The sequence below is a fragment of the Arthrobacter sp. NamB2 genome, assembly GCF_005281365.1.
GTDB lineage: Bacteria > Actinomycetota > Actinomycetes > Actinomycetales > Micrococcaceae > Arthrobacter_D.
Genome location: NZ_SZWI01000001.1, coordinates 316,338 through 334,089, shown reverse-complemented (window position 1 = coordinate 334,089; position 17,752 = coordinate 316,338). Strand labels below are relative to the sequence as shown.

Genomic DNA, 17,752 nt, shown 5'->3' with positions numbered 1-17,752 from the left:
GCACGGTATGAATCCATCGCGATGAATCCACTCCGGCGTCGAGCCTCAGCGGCCGCACGGCCTGAATGAACGGTAGAACGTGCACAACGCTAAGACAGATTCAGACATCACCACGGCCACGGGTGCGCACCACCTCGTCGCCGACGACGCCCCCGATGCCATCGACGTCGAGGAGACCCTGGTCACGACCGAGGAGCCGCATGCTCCCGTCGCCGAGACCTTCGCGGACTTCAACGTCCGCCCGGACATCGTCGAGTCCCTCGCGGACGCCGGCATCATCCACCCCTTCCCCATCCAGGCGATGACCCTCTCGATCGCCCTCGGCGGTCACGACATCATCGGCCAGGCGAAGACCGGAACCGGCAAGACGCTCGGGTTCGGCATCCCGGCCATCCAGCGCGTCGTGGGTCCTGATGACGCCGGTTACGACAAGCTCCCGGTCCCCGGCGCACCGCAGGCCCTGGTCATCGTGCCGACCCGCGAACTCGCCGTGCAGGTTGCCAACGACCTCACGACGGCGGCGAAGAAGCGCAACGCGCGCATCGTCACCATCTACGGCGGCCGTGCCTACGAGCCCCAGATCGAGGCGATCAAGAAGGGCGTCGAGATCGTCGTCGGTACGCCCGGCCGCCTGATCGACCTGTACCGGCAGAAGCTGCTGGTCCTGAAGAACGTGAAGATCGTGGTGCTCGACGAGGCCGACGAGATGCTGGACCTCGGCTTCCTGCCGGACGTCGAGACGCTGATCGCCGCCACGCCGCCCGTGCGCCAGACGCTCCTGTTCTCCGCGACCATGCCTGGCCCCGTCATCGCGATGGCCCGCCGCTATATGACGCAGCCCACCCACATCCGCGCGGCTGACCCCGAGGACGAGGGCATCACCAAGAAGGACATCCGCCAGGTCATCTACCGTGCGCACAACCTGGACAAGGCCGAGGTCGTGGCCCGTATCCTGCAGGCCCGGGGCCGTGGACGCGCCATCATCTTCTGCAAGACCAAGCGCACCGCGGCGAAGCTCTCCGAGGAACTGATCGACCGCGGTTTCGCGGCCGGTGCAATTCACGGCGACCTGGGCCAGGGCGCACGCGAGCAGGCCCTGCGCGCCTTCCGCGGCGACAAGATCGACGTCCTCGTCGCCACCGAGGTCGCTGCACGCGGTATCGACGTCGAGGACATCACGCACGTCATCAACTACCAGTGCCCCGAGGACGAGAAGGCATACCTGCACCGCGTGGGTCGCACGGGCCGCGCCGGCAAGAAGGGCACCGCCGTGACCTTCGTCGACTGGGACGACGTCCCCCGCTGGGGCCTGATCAACAAGGCCCTCGGACTCGACGTGCCCGAGCCCGTCGAGACGTATTCGTCCTCGCCCCACCTCTACACCGACCTCGACATCCCCGAGGGCACCAAGGGGCGCCTGCCCCGCAAGGACCGCAAGCTCGCCGGCATCAACGCCGAGGTGCTCGAGGACCTCGGTGAGACCGGCAAGCGTGGCGGCGGCCCCCGCTCGGACAGCGCGGGGACCGACGGCGGACGCGGTCGGTCCGGCGGACGCTCCGACAGCGCCGGGAACGACGGCGGACGCGGTCGTTCCGGACGTGGCGGCCAGTCCCGCGAGGGCGGCGAGTCCGGCGAGGGCCCGCGCGGTTCACGCGGCCGCGGTCGCGGAGCCAGCCGCTCTGGTGGCGCCGATGCGCCTGATGCACCCGCGGCGGCCCCTGCTGACGCCGGAGCCTCGAGCGACGCGGTCGAGAGCGGCGGACGTCGTCGTCGGTCCGGCGGCGGCGAGAGCGAGACGCCGACGAGCGAGCGTCCGCGCCGCAGCAGGACCCGTCGACGCAACGGCGAGGTCGTCGGGAAGCCCGCCGGCGGCACGGAGGATTAGCCCTCGGTGACGGAACTGCCTGTGCCGTCCGCGCCTCCTGTGTGGAGTGCGGACGGCGCCAACCTCGTGGTCCAGGCCGAGAACGCGGAATACCTGGCATCGCTGCCGGACGCGGCCTTCACCATGATCTACGTCGACCCGCCGTTCAACACGGGACGCGCCCAGCGCCGCCAGCAGACCACGATGGTGCGCGCGGTGGAGGGCTCGGGCGACAGGATCGGTTTCAAGGGCCAGTCCTACTCGACCGTCAAGGGCATCCTCGCGAGCTACGACGACGCCTTCGACGACTACTGGGACTTCCTCGCACCACGGCTGGCCGAGGCGTGGCGGCTCCTGGCCGACGACGGGACGCTCTACCTGCACCTCGACTATCGCGAGGTCCACTACGCGAAAGTCATGCTCGATGCCCTGTTCGGCCGCTACTGCTTCCTGAACGAGATCATCTGGGCGTACGACTACGGCGCGCGGACCAAGCGGAAGTGGCCGGCCAAGCACGACAACATCCTCGTCTACGTGAAGAACCCGTCCGGCTACTACTTCAACAGCGAGGAAGTGGACCGGGAACCGTACATGGCGCCCGGGCTGGTCACGGCCGAGAAGGCCGCGCTCGGCAAGCTGCCCACCGACGTCTGGTGGCACACGATCGTCTCGCCCACCGGTCGGGAGAAGACGGGATACCCCACCCAGAAACCCGAGGGCCTGCTACGGCGGGCTGTTGCAGCCAGCAGCCGCGAAGGCGACTGGGTACTGGACTTCTTCGCGGGCTCGGGGACACTCGGGGCGGTCGCGGGGAAGCTCGGCCGGCGATTCGTGTGCGTGGACCGCAATCCGCAGGCCATCGACATCATGCGCGCGCGACTGGCTCCCTGGACCTAGTCCCAGCATGCGTCCTCAGCGGACTGCAGTGCCCGTGGCGAGCCCGATGATCATCTCCAGGGTCTCGCTGCTCGTGACGTTCTCGCCGAGCATATTCGGCTTCCCGCTGCCGTGGTAGTCGCTGGAGCCCGTCACGAGGAGGCCGTTGTCCCGGGCGATCCTCCTCAGTTCGACGCGTGCTGCCTCCGGGTTGTCGCGGTGCTCGACCTCAAGCCCCAGCAGTCCGGCGTCGATCATCTCGTTGATGACGGCTCCTCCGACGACCGCTCCACGGTTGAACGCGGAAGGGTGGGCGAAGACCGGCACGCCGCCGGCATCACGGATCAGTGCTACGGCGTCGGCAGGGTGCGGCGCGTAGTGGCTGACCCAGTACGGCGAGCGCGCCGTGAGGACGCGTTCGAAGGCCTCGGATCGGGTGCCCACCACACCGAGGGCGATGAGCGCGTCGGCGATGTGGGGGCGTCCGACCGTGGCACCTTCCGTGACATGCTCCTGCACCAGGTCCCAGCTGATGGGGAAGTCGGCCGACATGAGCTCCACCATGCGCTGGGCCCGCGTGAGCCGTGCCTCCCGTGACCTGGCGATCTCGTCGAGCAGTCCCACGTGCGCGGGGTCGTGCAGGTAGGACAGCACGTGCACGCTGATACCGGTGTCGGTGCGACACGACACCTCCATCCCGGGGACGAACGTGATGCCGTGCTCCGTCGCCGCCGCCCCCGCCCTGTCCCATCCGGCTGTCGAGTCGTGGTCGGTGAGCGCAACGGCGTCGAGCCCTGCGGCGGCCGCTGAGGCAATCAGGACATCAGGGTCCTCGGTGCCGTCCGAGACGTTGGAGTGGGTGTGCAGATCGATCCTCACCGGTCCAATCTACGCGCCGCCGGCCGAAGGGGCCGCCACCGTGCCCGGCTGCGAGCGGCCCGGCGGACGGTGAGTGCGCTTCCGCGGCTTACGCAGCTACGGAATCCGTAGCGGGTCCACGCCGGCAACGAGCACTGCCGTCGTGGCCAGCGCCGCCCGTAGGGTGTTGAACGCGACCCAGCGGCGGCGGTAGTGCACCCAGAAGCCCGGTCCCTCCCGTTCCAGCCGTCGGTTGAGTGGGACATTGACCGACACCGTCACCAGCGTGCTGGCGAGGGATGCCCCTGCGACGACCATTGTCGTCGTGTCGCCGCGTGGTGCTGCTGTAGCTGCCAGCCCGATGGCTGCTGCCGCGGCGGATGCGAAGAGCAGGATGAAGGGACCGCGCTCGGCCGAACGGTTGATGCCGACCATGGCCAGCGTCGCCTCCCTGTCGTCGAGCCGTCCGAGGGCCGGCATCACGATGGCGCTGAAGCCGGCGTAGACGCCTCCGACGAGACCCGCCCCGACGACGGCGGCTGCCAGGATCATGACCACGCACCTGACGCGGCAGCGCGCCGGACATAGCGGCGAAAGGGGGACGCCGGTCGTCCGAGGAGCCGCTCGATCCCGTCCGCGAGGAACGCATTCCTTCCGTCGAGGATGTCCGTGAAGAGGTGTGCGAGGGGCTCCCCTTCCTCTGCCGGCACTCCATCGATGGCAAGGTCCCTGACGAAGCTCGGAACGTCCACGGCCTCGAACGTGACCGTCCGGCCGCTGACTGCGGAGATCAGAGCGGCGGCCTGGGCGAACGTCAGCAGTTCCGGCCCTGAGAGTTCGTACGTTGCGTCCTCGGGGACCGCTCGGGTGAGGGCGACGACGGCTGCATCGGCGACGTCGTCGAGGTCCACGAACGCCTCAGGGACATCCGGCGCAGGCAGCCGCAGGCGGCCGCGCCGAACGGGACCGGTCAGGAAATGCTCGGAGAAGTTCTGCTGGAACCACGAACAGCGCAGCACCGTCGTCGGGATGCTGCCCTCGCGGAGCGCCGTCTCACTCGCCCGGGCCCCCTCCTCCCCGCGTCCCGAGAGCAGAGCGAGTCGCTCCACACCCTCGGTGGCGGCGAGCCTGCCGAGGTCGCCCATCGTCTCGGGGACACCGGGGAGAGCGAGATCGGGGGTGAAGCACCATACGCGGCGGTGGCCCCGCGCAGGGCACCTCGCCAGGTCGAGGTGTCGTCCCAGTCGAAGCCCGTTCGGCGCGATGCGGGCCGTACCGGATGTGCAGCAGCGGTAAGGCGGTCGGAGATGCGGGAGCCGGAGCGTCCGGTGCCGCGGAGAATCACAGTGGTCATGGACCAAGTACAGACCGAATGCGGAAGACGGAGAATGGGTGATCGTCGCGCAGGGCTTCGCGAGCGTCTAGTGTTCATCGCGTGGATCCCCTCGCACACTTCCTCGACGGACCGCGTGCAGCACGAGCGTTCGCTCTGTCGATGCACATGAGTGCCCCCTGGGGTGTCTCCATCCGCGACGGCGCCGCACTGACGATCCTCGCCGTCGTCCACGGGAGGGTCCGGATCGACGGCACCCTGCTCGAGGGAGGCGACGTCGCCCTCGTACGCGGCCCCGAGCCGTACCGGGTGACGGATGCTGCCGCCTCCACGCCCACGATCGAGATCGGTCCCGACCAGCGCTGCACGACCCTGGAGGGGCGGAGCGTGCGCGAGGAATACCGGCGAGGCATCCGGAGATGGGGTAACGCCGCCGACGGAGAGACGTCGCTGCTCGTCGGCACCTACGAACGCCCCGACGAGGCCGGCCGCTTCGTCACCCGGGCCCTCCCCCGACTCGCCGTCGTGCGGCGCGACCGTACCGACACCACGCTCGTGGACCTGCTCGGGCAGGAGATAGCCCACGACGACCCCGCCGCCCAGATCGTCGTCGACCGCCTCCTCGACGTGCTCGTCGTCAGCACCATCCGCCGGTGGCTCAGCGGTCCGGACCGCCCTCCGGGAAGCACCTGGCTCACGTGCGATGACGCGCTCGTGGTCCGCGCCCTCGAGTACCTGCACGCCGACCCCGCAGCGCCATGGACGGTGGAACGCCTTGCGCAGCACGTCAACACCTCCCGTGCCTCGCTCGCCGCCCGGTTCCGTGCCGGCGTGGGCCGGTCCCCGATGAACTACCTCACGCACTGGCGCCTCACCCTCGCGAGCGATCTGCTGCAGGACCCTGCCGCCACCGTGGCGCGGGTAGCCCGCAGTGTCGGATACCAGAACGCCTACGCCTTCAGCACGGCTTTCAGGCGTGAACTCGGGGTGACGCCGTCGGAGTATCGTCAGCGCCGGCCGGAACTCTCCGCAGAGCTTCCGGTGACGCTCCCACGGAAGGCCGGGTCCGCAGTCTGAACGACCACGGTAGGGGCGGGATGGCGCAGAGCCTGCTACGACGCCGGGCTTTCATGCTGCACCGCGACGGTGAGACGATGACGGGGTGAGCACCGACGACACCGCACCCGCATCCCTGACCCCGACCGACGCCCCGGAGGGCCAACCGCTCTCCGACCGCAACGAGAACCGCTCCCAGCGGCCGGATTCGGAGGCCTTCAAGGCCTTCATGGCCGGCAACTGGGCGCCGGCGTCGGACGAGCTCCCCGCCGAGTCCCCGGTCGCTGCGCACGCGGCCCGGCGTCGTCGTGCAATCTCGGACCGGTTCCCCGGCGAGCGCATCGTCATCCCCGCGGGGCCCTTCAAGGTCCGGTCCAACGACACCGACTACCGGTACCGCCCCCACTCCGGTTTCGCGCACCTGACCGGTTTGGGCCTGGACCACGAGCCCGACGCCGTCCTGGTCCTCGAACCGGTCGAGTCCGGCACGGGCGACGACGGCGGAAACCACACGGCCACGCTGTACTTCCGCGAACTGGCCGGGCGCGAGAGCGCCGAGTTCTACGCGAACGCCCGCTACGGGGAATTCTGGATCGGCCAGCGCCTCTCGATGGCGCAGATCACGGCCCAGCTCGCCCTCGAGACGGCAGACCTCAGCGAGCTCGAGGTCGCCATCACCAAGGATGCGGGAGTCCCCGAGATCGGCGGCATCAGCATCCGGCTGCTGCGCGAGGTCGACCTGAATGCCGACGCCCTCGTGGATACCTCGCGCATCAACACCGGAGTGGACCTCGAGAGGGCCGACTCCCTGGACGCCGTGCTCGCCGAAGCACTCTCGGAGCTGCGGCTCATCAAGGACACGTGGGAGATCGAGCAGATGACCATCGCCGTCGCCGCCACGGTCAACGGCTTCCATGACGTGGTCCGCACCCTCCCCCGCGCCATCACGCACCCGCGCGGCGAGCGCGTCGTCGAAGGTGCGTTCTTCGCCAGGGCTCGCGAGGAGGGCAACGACCTCGGCTACGACACCATCGCCGCTTCGGGCAACAACGCCACCACGCTCCACTGGATCCGCAACACCGGCCAGGTCAGGGCTGGGGAGCTGCTCCTGCTGGATGCCGGCGTCGAGGCAGAGAGCCTCTACACCGCCGACATCACCCGGACCATCCCGGTCAACGGGCGGTACACCGAGGTCCAGCGCAGGATCTACCAGGCGGTGCTCGACGCCGCCGACGCCGGTTTCGCCGCCGCCCAGCCAGGACGCCGCTTCCGCGAGGTCCACCTCGCCGCGGTGACGGTCCTGGCGGAGAACCTCGACCGGTGGGGCCTCCTGCCCGTCCCACTCGAGGAGGCACTGGCTCCCGAGGGCCAGCACCACCGCCGGTGGATGCCCCACGGCACGAGCCACCACCTCGGCATGGACGTGCACGACTGCGCCCAGGCCAAGCGCGAACTGTACCTCGACGGCATCCTCACCGAAGGGATGGTCTTCACCATCGAGCCCGGCCTCTACTTCAAGGCGGAGGATCTCGCCGTACCGGAAGAGTACCGGGGCATCGGCGTCCGCATCGAGGACGACATCCTCATGACAGCGGACGGCCCGGTCAACCTCAGCGCAGCTCTTCCGCGCAGTCCCGACGACGTCGAGGACTGGATGGCGGGCATCTGGGGCAGCACGGGCGACTAGCCTCGGCACCTGTACCCGGGCCGCCGGACGGAAGGAGGCAGGGACCGTGGGTCCCTGCCTTCGCTGTGCATCCTCCGCCGCGCGTGCTGCTGCGCGTCCGTCGGTAAGGAGATCCTCGTCGTCAGCCCTGCTTCGGGCCGCCCGCGGCCGAGGAACCACCGGTAGCCGAGCCGCCGTCGTCCGCGGCCAGGTCCTGGCCCTGCTGGACTGTCATGCCGCCGGGCTGGCCGACGCCGCCCGCCGCAGCCGAGGAGGGCCGGCCGGGCTCCTCCTGCGCCTCCACGCGCACGCCGTACTGCGGACGTCCATCGGGGAGGTCGGGGAACTGGCCCCGCCGGGGCCCGCTGGTCCCCGGGCCGGCCGTCTGCGCCTCGGCGGGACCGGACTCGGGAGATCCTGCCTGCTGGGACCGGCTGCCCGCGTAGGGATCGTTCCAGGACGCGGGGCGCTCGGGAGCCTGGTGCTGGCCGGCCGGTGCGGCAGGGTATCCCGGGCCCTGCACCGAGGCCGACGGGTCGACCCCCGGATGCTGGGCCTGGCCGTTCATGGGAAGCTGCTGGAGCAGGCGGCGGGCGTCCGCTGCAAGGCTCGGCTCGACGATCACGTCGTAGCTGGTCGCGATGACCTGGCTCGTGGACGTGAAGTCGCGCTTCCCTCGCTGGAAGGCGTAGGTGAGGACGCCGAAGAGCAACCAGAAGATCGCCCCCAGGGCGATCGACGAGGTGATGGTGATCCCGGACTCGCTGCCGGCGAAGAGGCTCAGGATGAGTCCGACGAACAGCCCGAACCAGGCTCCGGTCGCCGCGCTGCCGAGCGCGACGCGCGGGTAGCTGAGCCGCCCGGTCACACGCTCCACGGTCTTGAGGTCGTTACCGATGATGGACACCCGCTGGACGGCGAACTTGTGGTCCGCGAGGTAGTCCACCGCTTTCTGGGCGTCCAGGTAGCTGGTGTACCGGCCGATGGTCTCGCCCGTGGGCAACACCCGGCCAAGGTCACGGGAGGCAGTGGTTCCAAGTGGTGGTGTCGACATGGTTCCATTCTTGCCTACCGCCCGTCCGTGCGGGAGGCAGTATGCCGCAGGTGAACTCCCGCCGTGCCGCGAGCCCGGCACCGACGAACCGGTCGCAGGTGGGTGTATCCCGGCAGCGGTCGGCGCCCGGCACAGCGGGATGCCATGTCGGCTTGCCGTGGCCGATAGCCTAGAGCGGTGACTACCAACCCGACCCGAGTCTTCGTCGCCCGACTGCTGGGCCTCGACGTCTTCGACCCGCTCGGCGACCGTCTCGGACGCCTGCGGGACGCCGTCGTGCTCGACCGCGGCCCGGCCAAGACGCCACAGGTCATCGGCCTCGTGGTCGAGGTTCCGGGCAAGAAACGTGTCTTCGTCCCGATGACCCGCATCACGTCGATGGACCCGTCGCAGATCATCTGCACCGGCCTCGTGAACCTCCGCCGCTTCGAACAGCGCGGCGCCGAGATGCTGGTGGTCGCTGAACTGTTCGATCGCCGCCTGACCCTGCGTGACGGCAGCGGTAGTGCCGTCGTCGAGGACATCGCGATGGAGCGCAACCGCGCGGGCGACTGGCACGTCTCCCAGCTGTTCGTCCGTCGCGGCGGGTCCACCTCGCCGTTGCGCGGGCTGCGCCGCGGGGGCGAGCGCCTAATCATCGATTGGCTCGACGCCTTCCACGGCACCACCGACGAACCGCAGGGCGCGACGCAGTTCGTCGCCCAGCACGACGACCTCAAGGCCGCCGATTTCGCGGACGCCCTGCACGAGATGAACGACAAGCGACGCATCGAGGTGGCGGGCGAACTGCAGGACGACCGCCTCGCCGACGTCCTGCAGGAACTTCCCGACGACGACCAGGTGCAGATCCTCACGTCCCTGACGCGTGAGCGCGCAGCCGACGTGCTCGAGGAAATGGATCCCGATGACGCCGCCGACCTCCTCAACGAGCTGCCCGAGGCGCAGAAGGAGGAGCTCCTCCAGCTCATGGAGCCCGACGACGCGGAGGACGTGCGCCGCCTGCTCGAGTACGAGGAGGACACCGCGGGATCCCTGATGACCACGGTGCCCGTCATCCTCCCGCCGGAAGCCACCGTAGCCGAGGCACTGGCACACGTCCGGCGTGAGGAACTGACGCCGGCCCTCGCGTCGTCCATCTTCGTGTGCCGACCGCCGCTCGAGACGCCGACCGGTCGCTACCTCGGCGTGGTGCACATCCAGCAGCTGCTGCGGTACCCACCACCCGAGCCGCTCGGCAACATCATCGACACGGACCTCGAGGCCGTCGGCGACCAGGCGAATGTCAGCGAGGTGTCGCGCATCCTGGCGACGTACAACCTCAACTCGCTGCCCGTGGTCAACACCGACGGCAGGCTGGTCGGTGCCGTGACCGTCGACGACGTGCTCGACCACCTGCTGCCCGACGACTGGCGGGCACAGGACGACACATCCGTAGCAAAGCGAGGTGACCGCCGTGGTTGAGAAGATCAGGTCGAATTCCCGTGGGCTCGATACGCCACGAGAGGCACGCAAACGCATCCTCCCGCGGCTGAGACCGAACCCCGACCGTTTCGGCAGCGGCACGGAGAACATCGCCCGCTTCATGGGCACTCCGCAGTTCCTCTTCTACATGACGGTCTTCGTCGCGGTCTGGCTGACGTGGAACACCGTGGCTCCGGAGAACCTGCGCTTCGACAGCGCGGCGCTCGGGTTCACGGCCCTGACCCTCATGCTGTCGCTGCAGGCCTCCTACGCAGCCCCCCTGCTACTGCTCGCGCAGAATCGCCAGGACGACCGCGACCGGGTCTCCATGCGGGAGGACCGCCAGCGCGCGGAGCGGAACCTCTCCGACACGGAGTACCTCACACGGGAGATCGCCGAACTCAGGATCGCCCTGCGGGAAGTCGCGACGCGTGACTACGTGCGGTCGGAGCTTCGCTCGATCCTCGAGGAACTGCTGGAGACGACGGATGGCCAGGAGCTCACCCTGCAGAAACGGAAGGCGCGGCGGCCCTCGGACAACACCGTGGCGCTTGCGAAGGTCCAGCCGGCCGGGAGGAAACCGTCCCAGTGAACACCAACCTGCCCTCGGAGGAGGCTGTACGGTCCGCCCTCCACACGGTGATCGACCCGGAACTGCGCCGCCCCATCACCGACCTCGGCATGCTCGACGCCGTCTTCATCGAGGGGCACGCCGTCCGCATCAGGGTCCTGCTGACCATCGCCGGCTGCCCGCTGAGGGACACGATCACGCACGACGCCGAGGCGGCGCTGTCCGCCGTCGACGGCGTCGACAGCGTCCAGGTGGAACTCGGCGTCATGAACCAGACCCAGCGCGACGCACTGAAGGAGCAGCTGAAGGGGGCAGGTGGTCGCCGTGGCGTTCCGTTCAACGATCCTTCCTCCCTGACGCGCGTCTACGCCGTCGCGAGCGGCAAGGGCGGTGTCGGCAAATCCAGCGTCACGGTCAACCTGGCGGTCGCCATGGCGGCGCAGGGTCTGAGGGTGGGAATCGTCGACGCCGACGTCTACGGCTTCTCGGTGCCTGCCCTGCTGGGCATCACGCAGCAGCCCACGCGCGTCGACGAGCTGATCCTGCCTCCCGTGGCCCACGGTGTGAAGGTCATCTCGATCGGCATGTTCGTCGAGGGGAACCAACCGGTCTCCTGGCGCGGCCCGATGCTCCACCGGGCGCTGGAACAGTTCCTCACCGACGTCCACTTCGGCGATCTGGACGCACTGTTCCTCGACCTGCCCCCGGGCACGGGCGACATCGCCATCTCGGTTGCGCAACTGCTGCCGTCCTCGGAACTCCTCGTGGTGACGACGCCCCAGAGCGCCGCCGCGGACGTCGCCGAGCGGGCCGGAGCGATGGCCGCGCAGACCGGGCAGCGGGTCTCCGGCGTGATCGAGAACATGTCCTGGCTCGAGCTGCCCGACGGCGGGCGGCTGGAGCTCTTCGGTGCCGGCGGTGGGAGCACACTCGCGGCGCGGTTGTCGACGACGCTGGGCACCGCTATCCCACTGCTCGGCAGCATCCCTCTCCACATGGCCCTGCGGGAGGGCGGCGATGCGGGCCTGCCCCTCGTCCTCGGTCGGCAGCCCTCGGTCGCGCGCGATGAACTCATCAGGATCGCGACGGACCTCGCGCGCAGGCCCAGGGGCCTGCAGGGCGTGAAGCTGCCGGTCAGCGTCTCCTGACGCAGACGAGACACGGGGCGGTGCGCTCGCTAGGTCGCTTCGAGATCGTACGGAGCTGCCTGCCCTGCCTCGAGGCGGGGCCCCAGCTGCAGGGACACCGGAGGCCGTGCGGCGACAGCGGGAGAAACCGCAGCTGCGGCAGGCGCGCCCGGGCTGACGGGCTTGAACACGTCCTCGATGTCGTCGAGGAGGGCTTCCTTGATGATGCGGCGCGGATCGTACTGGCGCGGGTCGAGCTTGCGCCAGTCGACCTCGTCGAGCTCGGGGCCCACTTCCTCGCGGAGCTGCTCCCGCGCACCCGTAGCCATGCGCCGGAGGCCCTTCACGAGGCGTGCGAGCTGGGCGGCGTACTCCGGTAGGCGCTCCGGCCCGAGCACCACGACGGCGATGATCGCCAGGACGACGAGTTCGAGGCCGTTGATTCCCAACACGTGAAAAAGACTACCTTCCCGGACTACGCCCGACACATTCGCACAGCTTCCACGGGCGGCGGCCGAACACCGGACGTCAACCCTTCATGTCCGCGACACCGCGGTGTCACCCGGCCGCCATCCTCCTACGGCTGGGTGATCGTGGAGAGGCCCCGGACGATGCGGTCCACCATCGAGTCGTCGGGGGTCTGCGGGGAGAGTGACAGCTGCGCGTGCTCGGCAGCGACCAGCTGGCTGAGGGTCTGCGGCATGGCGGCGGCCGGCAGGCTGGAGACCACGGTGTAGGTGACGGACGGCGAGTCGAGGACGACCTGCCACGGCTCACCCGAGCGTACCCAGACGTCCCGCTCGGCACCGCCGATGTGGTCGAAGCCGTCGGCAGTCACCGTATTTCCCGTCATCGCGTTGACAGGTCCGGCGTCCGCCTCGCGGCCCTCGTCGACCTTCCTCTGCTCGTACACGGTGACCGTGTCGCCGTCGTTCTCGAGGACGAGCTCCAGCGTCGGCATGCCCCCGACCGTGATGCCTTCGGCGCCCTTCAGCGTGAAGCCCAGGGACTCGAGCTCGGGACAGTACCAGCCGCCGGCCCGGAGCGTCTCCAGCTGGTCGTCGTCGAGGTAGGTGGGTGTTCGCGGAGCCACGGACTCCCACCCGGCACGCAGGGCTGTCGCTCCGGTCGCGGCTTCGACCGTGACTGATGCGGACTCGGTCCCGATGACGTAGGCGCTCGCGAGGACGGCGGTCGCGGCGACGGCGGATCCGCCGACTACGGCGATGACCGTGTGCCGCCGCCGGTGCGTGCTCGTCCGTTCATGGTGCTCGCGCACGAACGCCGCACTGGAGCCAGTACGGAGGTCCGCCGGACGAGGAGCACTCCCCTGCGCCGACGAGAGCAGCCGGAGCTGGAACTCGGGATCGGGCTCAGGGTTCCGTAGGCCGAGCAGCGCGCTCTTGAATCCCCGCAGGCGCGCCACAGCAGTCGAACAGGCCGAACACCGCGACACGTGGCGCTCGACGGCCATGCGCCGCCGGTCGGACAACTCACCGTCCACGAGATCCTGCAGGGAGCGATGGGGGTGCCGCATCGGTCCTAACCCAAACCGGCGATCCGTGGGACCGCCAGGGCCGCTCCGTTGCCGCCCGATCGACGAGGATCGCGATGCGCGAGCTTCTCCCGGAGCATCGTCCGCCCGCGGTGGATGCGGGAGCGGACCGTTCCGAGCTTGACTCCCAGCACCTGGGCCACCTCGTCGTAGGCGAGGCCCTCGAGGTCGCAGAGCACGACGGCGGCGCGGAAGTCCGGCGGCAGTTCCTCCAGCGCGGACTGCACATCGATGTCCAGGTTGTTGAACTCGAAGCTGCGCTCCGGGCCCGGGTGCCCGCTCGGCAGGCGGCTCTCGGCCTCATCCGTGAGGCCATCGAAGCGGATGCGCGTCTTCCGCCGGGCCTGGTCGAGGAAGAGGTTGGTGGTGATGCGGTGCAGCCAGCCGTCCAGCGTTCCCGGTTTGAAGTTGGCGAGGGACCTGAAGACCCTCACGAAGACCTCCTGCGTGAGGTCCTCGGCGTCGAACCTGTTGCCGGTGAGCCGGTAGGCCAACCGGTACACCTTCGGGGAATAGTTGGTGACGACCTCTTCCCAGGAGGGCGCTACCCAGGGGTTCCCGTGCTCGTCGAGGATCGGTGCGTCCGCTCCTGGAACAGCCTGCGCGGCGTTCTGTGCCGCTTTCACGCTAGACATCATCTACCCCTTCTTGCAGCAAACCCTCGACGGACACTCCAGACGGCCCGCAGGCCGAGTGCTGTAGTACCAAGGGTTCGGGACGGCTTTCCTGCTGGATGCCCCGAGCGAAAAGTCTTTCGCATCAAGCTGGGAAGAAGCTGGCAGCATCAACCGTGTTGCGTCCCGCCTCGGGCGCCTCCGTCGACTACCCTGTCAGTCCTTTCAGGACCGCCAGGAGCCCCACCACGGCGCGTGTCACCGCATGGCAGGGCCGGCGCGGCGGGCAGTAGTGTTGGGGCGGGGCTCCCGCCTCCCGACTATCGCAGCAACCCACAGAACGGACGTCCATGGCCGCCGACAAACACAGCAGCTGGTCCTACACGGAAGGCCTCCCCGAGGAGGACGACATCCTGCTCCGGGCACGGGACCGCTCGCATGAACTCGGCGTCACCCCTGTGACCCCTGCCGTCGGCGCGGCCCTGACGGTGCTGGCGTCCGCGTCCAAGGCGACGACGGCCGTGGAGGTAGGAGCAGGAGCGGGAATCTCGGGCGTCTGCCTGCTGAGGGGCCTCGGACGGAACGCCGTGCTCACGACCATCGACTCCGACGTGGACCACCTGCGCGCAGCTCGGGAGGCGTACGCGGAGGCAGGTATCCCCTCCAACCGCACGCGCACCATCTCGGGACGCGCCGCCGACGTGCTGCCGCGGCTGACCGATGCCGCCTACGACCTGGTGTTCATCGACGCGGACAAGCCCGGGCTGCCGGCCTACGTCGAGCAGGCCACGCGCCTGCTGAAGGGCGGGGGCATCATGATCATCAACGACGCCCTCGACCAGGACAGAGTCGCGGAACCTGCTGTACGGGAGCAGTCGACCAATACCCTGAGGCAGGTCGGCAGGATGATCCGGGACGACGAGTCGCTGGTGTCTGCACTCCTGCCGACCGGCACCGGGCTTCTCCTGGCCGTCAAGCAACGCCCCTGACCGCGTTCTTTGGCGGAGGCGGCTCGACGGTACCAGGCGGCCAGGCGAGGAACCGCGCGACCAATCGCGCGACGGCGAGCGCTGACGACTAATGGTTCGGATCACTCGGTGCGGACGCCCGGGGCTCGCGAAGGCTCGCGCCTAGTTGGTGACGGTGAGCAAGCAGTCCTTGAGCTTGCCGGCTTCCTCGGCGTTGAGCTCCACGACGAGGCGTCCGCCGCCGTCGATCGGCACGCGCATGATGAGGCTGCGCCCCTCCTTGGTGACTTCCATCGGTCCATCGCCGGTACGCGGTTTCATGGCAGCCATGGGGAGTGTCCCTTTCGACAGGGCGCAACCGCGATCAGCGGCAGCGCGACAGTAAACGGTGCTCCGCGCCGGCGCCTCTTGAAAGGTCCGGCTGTGCACGTCATCACCTTCATTATTCAGCACAAGGCCTGCACCTGCTAATTCAGGTGCGGCGTGAATCACACTCAGGGTGGATAATCCCCGTCCGGTCCGGACGGGCTCCACGCCCACAGCCAGTCCACCCACAGGAACTGGAGCACGACCGAGACCGGCAGGAGCAACCAGACCGCGCGGGCCCCGGCGGCGTTCGCGAGGGCAAGGGCCAGGGGGAACAGCGGCAGCAGGATGCGCCACGTGCTCGATTGCGGGTCCCAGAATGCCGCCAGGTACAGGAGGTACCCGGCGCACCAGTAGACCTGGACGGGCCCCAGCGAATGCACCGCGGGCGCGAGGAAGAGGACGGCGGCGCCCACCAGGAGCGCTACCACGACCAGCGCTGCGGCGGCGGGCCCGAGCACCGAGGCCGGTGCCTCGAACCAGGGCAGGAAGGGAGCGAGGGCTTCCCCCCGCCATGCGGTCTCGGTCGCGACGTAGGCGTCGCGCTGCCCCGTCACGACCCAGGCGATGAGGGGCCAGGCAACAGCGCCGATCGATGAGACCACGCCCAGGAGGAACAGGGGCACCAGGGGCACCCCCGCCGGGTCGCGCGCGTCCTCTGGCACACTCCGGTGCCACCAGGACGGCATCCTCTTCTTCCGGGCCCAGAGTGCATGGAGGAAGAGGGCCCCCACCATGATCGCGAAGGGGACACCGGCAGGGCGCGCGAGGCACATGAGAAGGACGACGGGCATTGCCGCGTAGTACCGGTTCGTCGAGACCAGGTAGAGCGCCCCGGCAAGCAGCAGCAGGTGCACGGATTCGGCGTACGGCACCTGAAGGATGGCGGACACGGGCGTGAAGGACACGACGGCGACGCCGGCGAGGGCCGTGCGGTGCTCCGCGCGCAGACGGAACAACCGGTAGACCACCAGCGATGCACCCGCGGCGGCCGCGACCGCCACCAGGGGCGCGAGGAGCCCCCATCCGAGCCCGGTGACGACGTGGAGCAGGCGGACCAGCCCGGGGAAAAGGGGGTAGAAGGCCCACTGGTTGTGGCTGACCTCGCCCAGCGCGTCCTGCGGCAGTTCGGTGGGATAGCCCTCCCGGAAGATGCGCTCGTACCAACCGCTGTCCCAGTAGTTGATGAAGGTGCCGTAGGCGGGAGCGGGGCCGGACCACGGGCTGGCGCCCTGCCGTGCGGCGGCGACGAGCAGCAGGACGGTGGACACCAGGCGCCCGGCAACGAAGACCGCGAGGACCTGCAACGACCAGTGGACCGATGCCGGGCGCATCCTGCGCGTGGCGGAGGAGCCGGTAGGGCTCACCGGGCAGCTTCAGGAACGGCGGCGCGTGCGACGTCGAGCCGGACCCAGCAGTCGCGGAGATGGTCGTTGACGTAGCCCGTGGCCTGCAGCATCGCATACGCCGTCGTCGGGCCGACGAACCGGAACCCGCACGTCTTGAGCTCACGGGCAAGGGCAGTGCTCCCGGGCGTGGTGGCGGGCACGTCCGAGGGGTTCACGGGCGGGGGCCCGCCCGGAAAGCGATAGCGCGCGAGGATCGACCCGAGGGTCACCTCGTCGGGCAGGGCGAGCAGCGCTCCCGCGTTGGCGATCACCGCCTCGATCTTCCGGCGGTTCCTGACGATCGCGGCGTCTGCCATTAGTCGCTCCACGTCCTCCTCGCCGAATGCCGCAACCGTCAGGGGGTCGAACCCGGCGAAGGCACGACGGAACGCCTCACGCTTGCGCAGGATCGTGATCCAGCTCAGGCCGGACTGGAACGCTTCGAGGCTCAACCTCTCGAACAGTGCTGCCTCGCCCTGCACGGGTCGGCCCCACTCCTCGTCGTGGTAGCGCTCGTACTCGGTGGACGAGGTTGCCCAGCCGCACCTCGGTCGGCCGTCGGAGCCCGGGACCGCACCGTTCACTTGTCGGTGTCCCTTCCTGCCAGCCGCGAGCGCAGCTCCCTGATCACGGCGTCGCGCTGCTCGATAGCGGCCGCAAGCCGGTCCAGTACCTCGTCCACCTGGTCCATCCGGTAGCCGCGCAGCCCGAGGCCGAACCGCACGGCGTCGACGTCCCGGGCCGAGGGAGGATCGGGCAGGAGGACGGGCGGGAGGGAGGCTACGGGCTCCACGAGGCCGAGGCTCAGGGACGGCCCCGAGTGCCCATCGGCGGCTTCGTCGGTGGTTCCCGGAGCTCGCCCGACCCGATCCGAGGATCCTGACCCGCCCCCGAGTCGCTGGAGTGGCGCCGGCAGCGCGCGCCCGGATGCGAGCAGCGCGGTTCCCCCGACCAGCAGGATGGCGAGGATCACCAGGAAGATAGTCACACGGCAA

Annotated in this window: 19 protein-coding genes; 8 read left to right on the top strand and 11 right to left on the bottom strand. The window is 69.4% G+C overall.

Annotated features, from left to right (window positions below):
- Positions 1 to 79 precede the first annotated feature (79 nt).
- Both FDK12_RS01600 and FDK12_RS01595 read left to right on the top strand, forming a co-directional pair.
- A complete protein-coding gene (locus FDK12_RS01600) occupies positions 80 to 1,885 on the top strand; it encodes a DEAD/DEAH box helicase (RefSeq protein ID WP_411266143.1) in 1,806 nt (601 codons plus the stop codon).
- A gap of 6 nt (positions 1,886 to 1,891) precedes the next feature.
- On the top strand, positions 1,892 to 2,761 hold the full coding sequence (locus tag FDK12_RS01595) for a DNA-methyltransferase (RefSeq protein WP_411266142.1): 870 nt from the start codon (positions 1,892 to 1,894) through the stop codon (positions 2,759 to 2,761).
- Between the two features lie 15 nt (positions 2,762 to 2,776).
- Here the strand turns inward: FDK12_RS01595 and FDK12_RS01590 are convergent, their stop codons facing one another.
- From FDK12_RS01590 to FDK12_RS01580, 3 genes are all read right to left on the bottom strand, one after another.
- Complete coding sequence (locus FDK12_RS01590; RefSeq protein WP_137367916.1) at positions 2,777 to 3,619, bottom strand: PHP domain-containing protein; 843 nt, start codon at positions 3,617 to 3,619, stop codon at positions 2,777 to 2,779.
- A 96-nt stretch (positions 3,620 to 3,715) separates the two neighbouring features.
- Entirely contained in the window at positions 3,716 to 4,150 is a 435-nt protein-coding gene (locus FDK12_RS01585; protein ID WP_137367915.1) for a DUF1772 domain-containing protein, read from the bottom strand.
- On the bottom strand, positions 4,147 to 4,743 hold the full coding sequence (locus FDK12_RS01580; RefSeq protein WP_137367914.1) for an NmrA family NAD(P)-binding protein: 597 nt from the start codon (positions 4,741 to 4,743) through the stop codon (positions 4,147 to 4,149). The genes FDK12_RS01585 and FDK12_RS01580 overlap by 4 nt, the downstream gene beginning before the upstream one ends.
- A 290-nt stretch (positions 4,744 to 5,033) precedes the next feature.
- Here FDK12_RS01580 and FDK12_RS01575 point away from each other — a divergent pair, with 290 nt between their 5' ends.
- The gene (locus tag FDK12_RS01575) at positions 5,034 to 6,008 is read left to right on the top strand and encodes an AraC family transcriptional regulator (RefSeq protein WP_137367913.1); all 975 of its coding nucleotides are present in this window, start codon (positions 5,034 to 5,036) and stop codon (positions 6,006 to 6,008) included.
- Positions 6,009 to 6,093: 85 nt separating this feature from the next.
- Positions 6,094 to 7,674 carry an aminopeptidase P family protein gene (locus FDK12_RS01570; RefSeq protein ID WP_411266141.1) on the top strand — a complete coding sequence of 527 codons (1,581 nt, stop codon included), beginning with the start codon at positions 6,094 to 6,096 and terminating at the stop codon, positions 7,672 to 7,674.
- Positions 7,675 to 7,795: 121 nt separating this feature from the next.
- Here the strand turns inward: FDK12_RS01570 and FDK12_RS01565 are convergent, their stop codons facing one another.
- On the bottom strand, positions 7,796 to 8,707 hold the full coding sequence (locus FDK12_RS01565; protein ID WP_189636225.1) for a general stress protein: 912 nt from the start codon (positions 8,705 to 8,707) through the stop codon (positions 7,796 to 7,798).
- A 177-nt stretch (positions 8,708 to 8,884) separates the two neighbouring features.
- Here FDK12_RS01565 and FDK12_RS01560 point away from each other — a divergent pair, with 177 nt between their 5' ends.
- From FDK12_RS01560 to FDK12_RS01550, 3 genes are read left to right on the top strand one after another with little or no spacing between them, the layout of a single operon-like run.
- Entirely contained in the window at positions 8,885 to 10,168 is a 1,284-nt protein-coding gene (locus FDK12_RS01560) for a magnesium transporter MgtE N-terminal domain-containing protein (RefSeq protein WP_137367912.1), read from the top strand.
- Positions 10,161 to 10,760: a DUF1003 domain-containing protein gene (locus tag FDK12_RS01555; protein WP_137367911.1), complete on the top strand. Its 600-nt coding sequence runs from the start codon at positions 10,161 to 10,163 to the stop codon at positions 10,758 to 10,760. Before FDK12_RS01560 ends, FDK12_RS01555 begins: the two co-directional genes overlap by 8 nt.
- Positions 10,757 to 11,887, top strand: a complete 1,131-nt coding sequence (locus tag FDK12_RS01550; protein WP_137367910.1) for an Mrp/NBP35 family ATP-binding protein — start codon at positions 10,757 to 10,759, stop codon at positions 11,885 to 11,887. Before FDK12_RS01555 ends, FDK12_RS01550 begins: the two co-directional genes overlap by 4 nt.
- A 29-nt stretch (positions 11,888 to 11,916) precedes the next feature.
- Here the strand turns inward: FDK12_RS01550 and FDK12_RS01545 are convergent, their stop codons facing one another.
- The 3 genes from FDK12_RS01545 to sigE form a co-directional block, all read right to left on the bottom strand.
- Positions 11,917 to 12,318: a Sec-independent protein translocase TatB gene (locus tag FDK12_RS01545; RefSeq protein WP_137367909.1), complete on the bottom strand. Its 402-nt coding sequence runs from the start codon at positions 12,316 to 12,318 to the stop codon at positions 11,917 to 11,919.
- Between the two features lie 125 nt (positions 12,319 to 12,443).
- Complete coding sequence (locus FDK12_RS01540; protein WP_137367908.1) at positions 12,444 to 13,403, bottom strand: anti-sigma factor family protein; 960 nt, start codon at positions 13,401 to 13,403, stop codon at positions 12,444 to 12,446.
- A gap of 5 nt (positions 13,404 to 13,408) precedes the next feature.
- Positions 13,409 to 14,056: an RNA polymerase sigma factor SigE gene (gene sigE / locus FDK12_RS01535; RefSeq protein WP_137368251.1), complete on the bottom strand. Its 648-nt coding sequence runs from the start codon at positions 14,054 to 14,056 to the stop codon at positions 13,409 to 13,411.
- 329 nt (positions 14,057 to 14,385) lie between these two features.
- Between sigE and FDK12_RS01530 the strand changes: the two genes are divergently transcribed.
- The gene (locus tag FDK12_RS01530; protein ID WP_104117133.1) at positions 14,386 to 15,024 is read left to right on the top strand and encodes an O-methyltransferase; all 639 of its coding nucleotides are present in this window, start codon (positions 14,386 to 14,388) and stop codon (positions 15,022 to 15,024) included.
- A gap of 141 nt (positions 15,025 to 15,165) precedes the next feature.
- Here FDK12_RS01530 and FDK12_RS01525 read toward each other — a convergent pair whose 3' ends face one another.
- From FDK12_RS01525 to FDK12_RS01510, 4 genes are all read right to left on the bottom strand, one after another.
- Positions 15,166 to 15,333 (bottom strand): DUF3117 domain-containing protein, encoded by a 168-nt coding sequence (locus FDK12_RS01525; protein WP_104117134.1) that lies wholly within the window; start codon positions 15,331 to 15,333, stop codon positions 15,166 to 15,168.
- A gap of 164 nt (positions 15,334 to 15,497) precedes the next feature.
- Entirely contained in the window at positions 15,498 to 16,736 is a 1,239-nt protein-coding gene (locus FDK12_RS01520; protein WP_223263016.1) for a hypothetical protein, read from the bottom strand.
- Entirely contained in the window at positions 16,733 to 17,341 is a 609-nt protein-coding gene (locus tag FDK12_RS01515; protein WP_137367907.1) for a DNA-3-methyladenine glycosylase I, read from the bottom strand. Before FDK12_RS01515 ends, FDK12_RS01520 begins: the two co-directional genes overlap by 4 nt.
- Positions 17,338 to 17,745 carry a DivIVA domain-containing protein gene (locus FDK12_RS01510; protein WP_137367906.1) on the bottom strand — a complete coding sequence of 136 codons (408 nt, stop codon included), beginning with the start codon at positions 17,743 to 17,745 and terminating at the stop codon, positions 17,338 to 17,340. Before FDK12_RS01510 ends, FDK12_RS01515 begins: the two co-directional genes overlap by 4 nt.
- Between the last annotated feature and the right edge of the window lie 7 nt (positions 17,746 to 17,752).

Coding starts and splice junctions, on each gene's coding strand:
- FDK12_RS01585 (WP_137367915.1), bottom strand. CDS start 4,150: ATGATCCTGGCAGCCGCCGTCGTCGGGGCGGGTCTCGTCGGAGGCGTC.
- FDK12_RS01580 (WP_137367914.1), bottom strand. CDS start 4,743: ATGGGCGACCTCGGCAGGCTCGCCGCCACCGAGGGTGTGGAGCGACTC.
- FDK12_RS01565 (WP_189636225.1), bottom strand. CDS start 8,707: ATGTCGACACCACCACTTGGAACCACTGCCTCCCGTGACCTTGGCCGG.
- FDK12_RS01540 (WP_137367908.1), bottom strand. CDS start 13,403: ATGCGGCACCCCCATCGCTCCCTGCAGGATCTCGTGGACGGTGAGTTG.
- sigE (WP_137368251.1), bottom strand. CDS start 14,056: ATGTCTAGCGTGAAAGCGGCACAGAACGCCGCGCAGGCTGTTCCAGGA.
- FDK12_RS01530 (WP_104117133.1), top strand. CDS start 14,386: ATGGCCGCCGACAAACACAGCAGCTGGTCCTACACGGAAGGCCTCCCC.
- FDK12_RS01525 (WP_104117134.1), bottom strand. CDS start 15,333: ATGGCTGCCATGAAACCGCGTACCGGCGATGGACCGATGGAAGTCACC.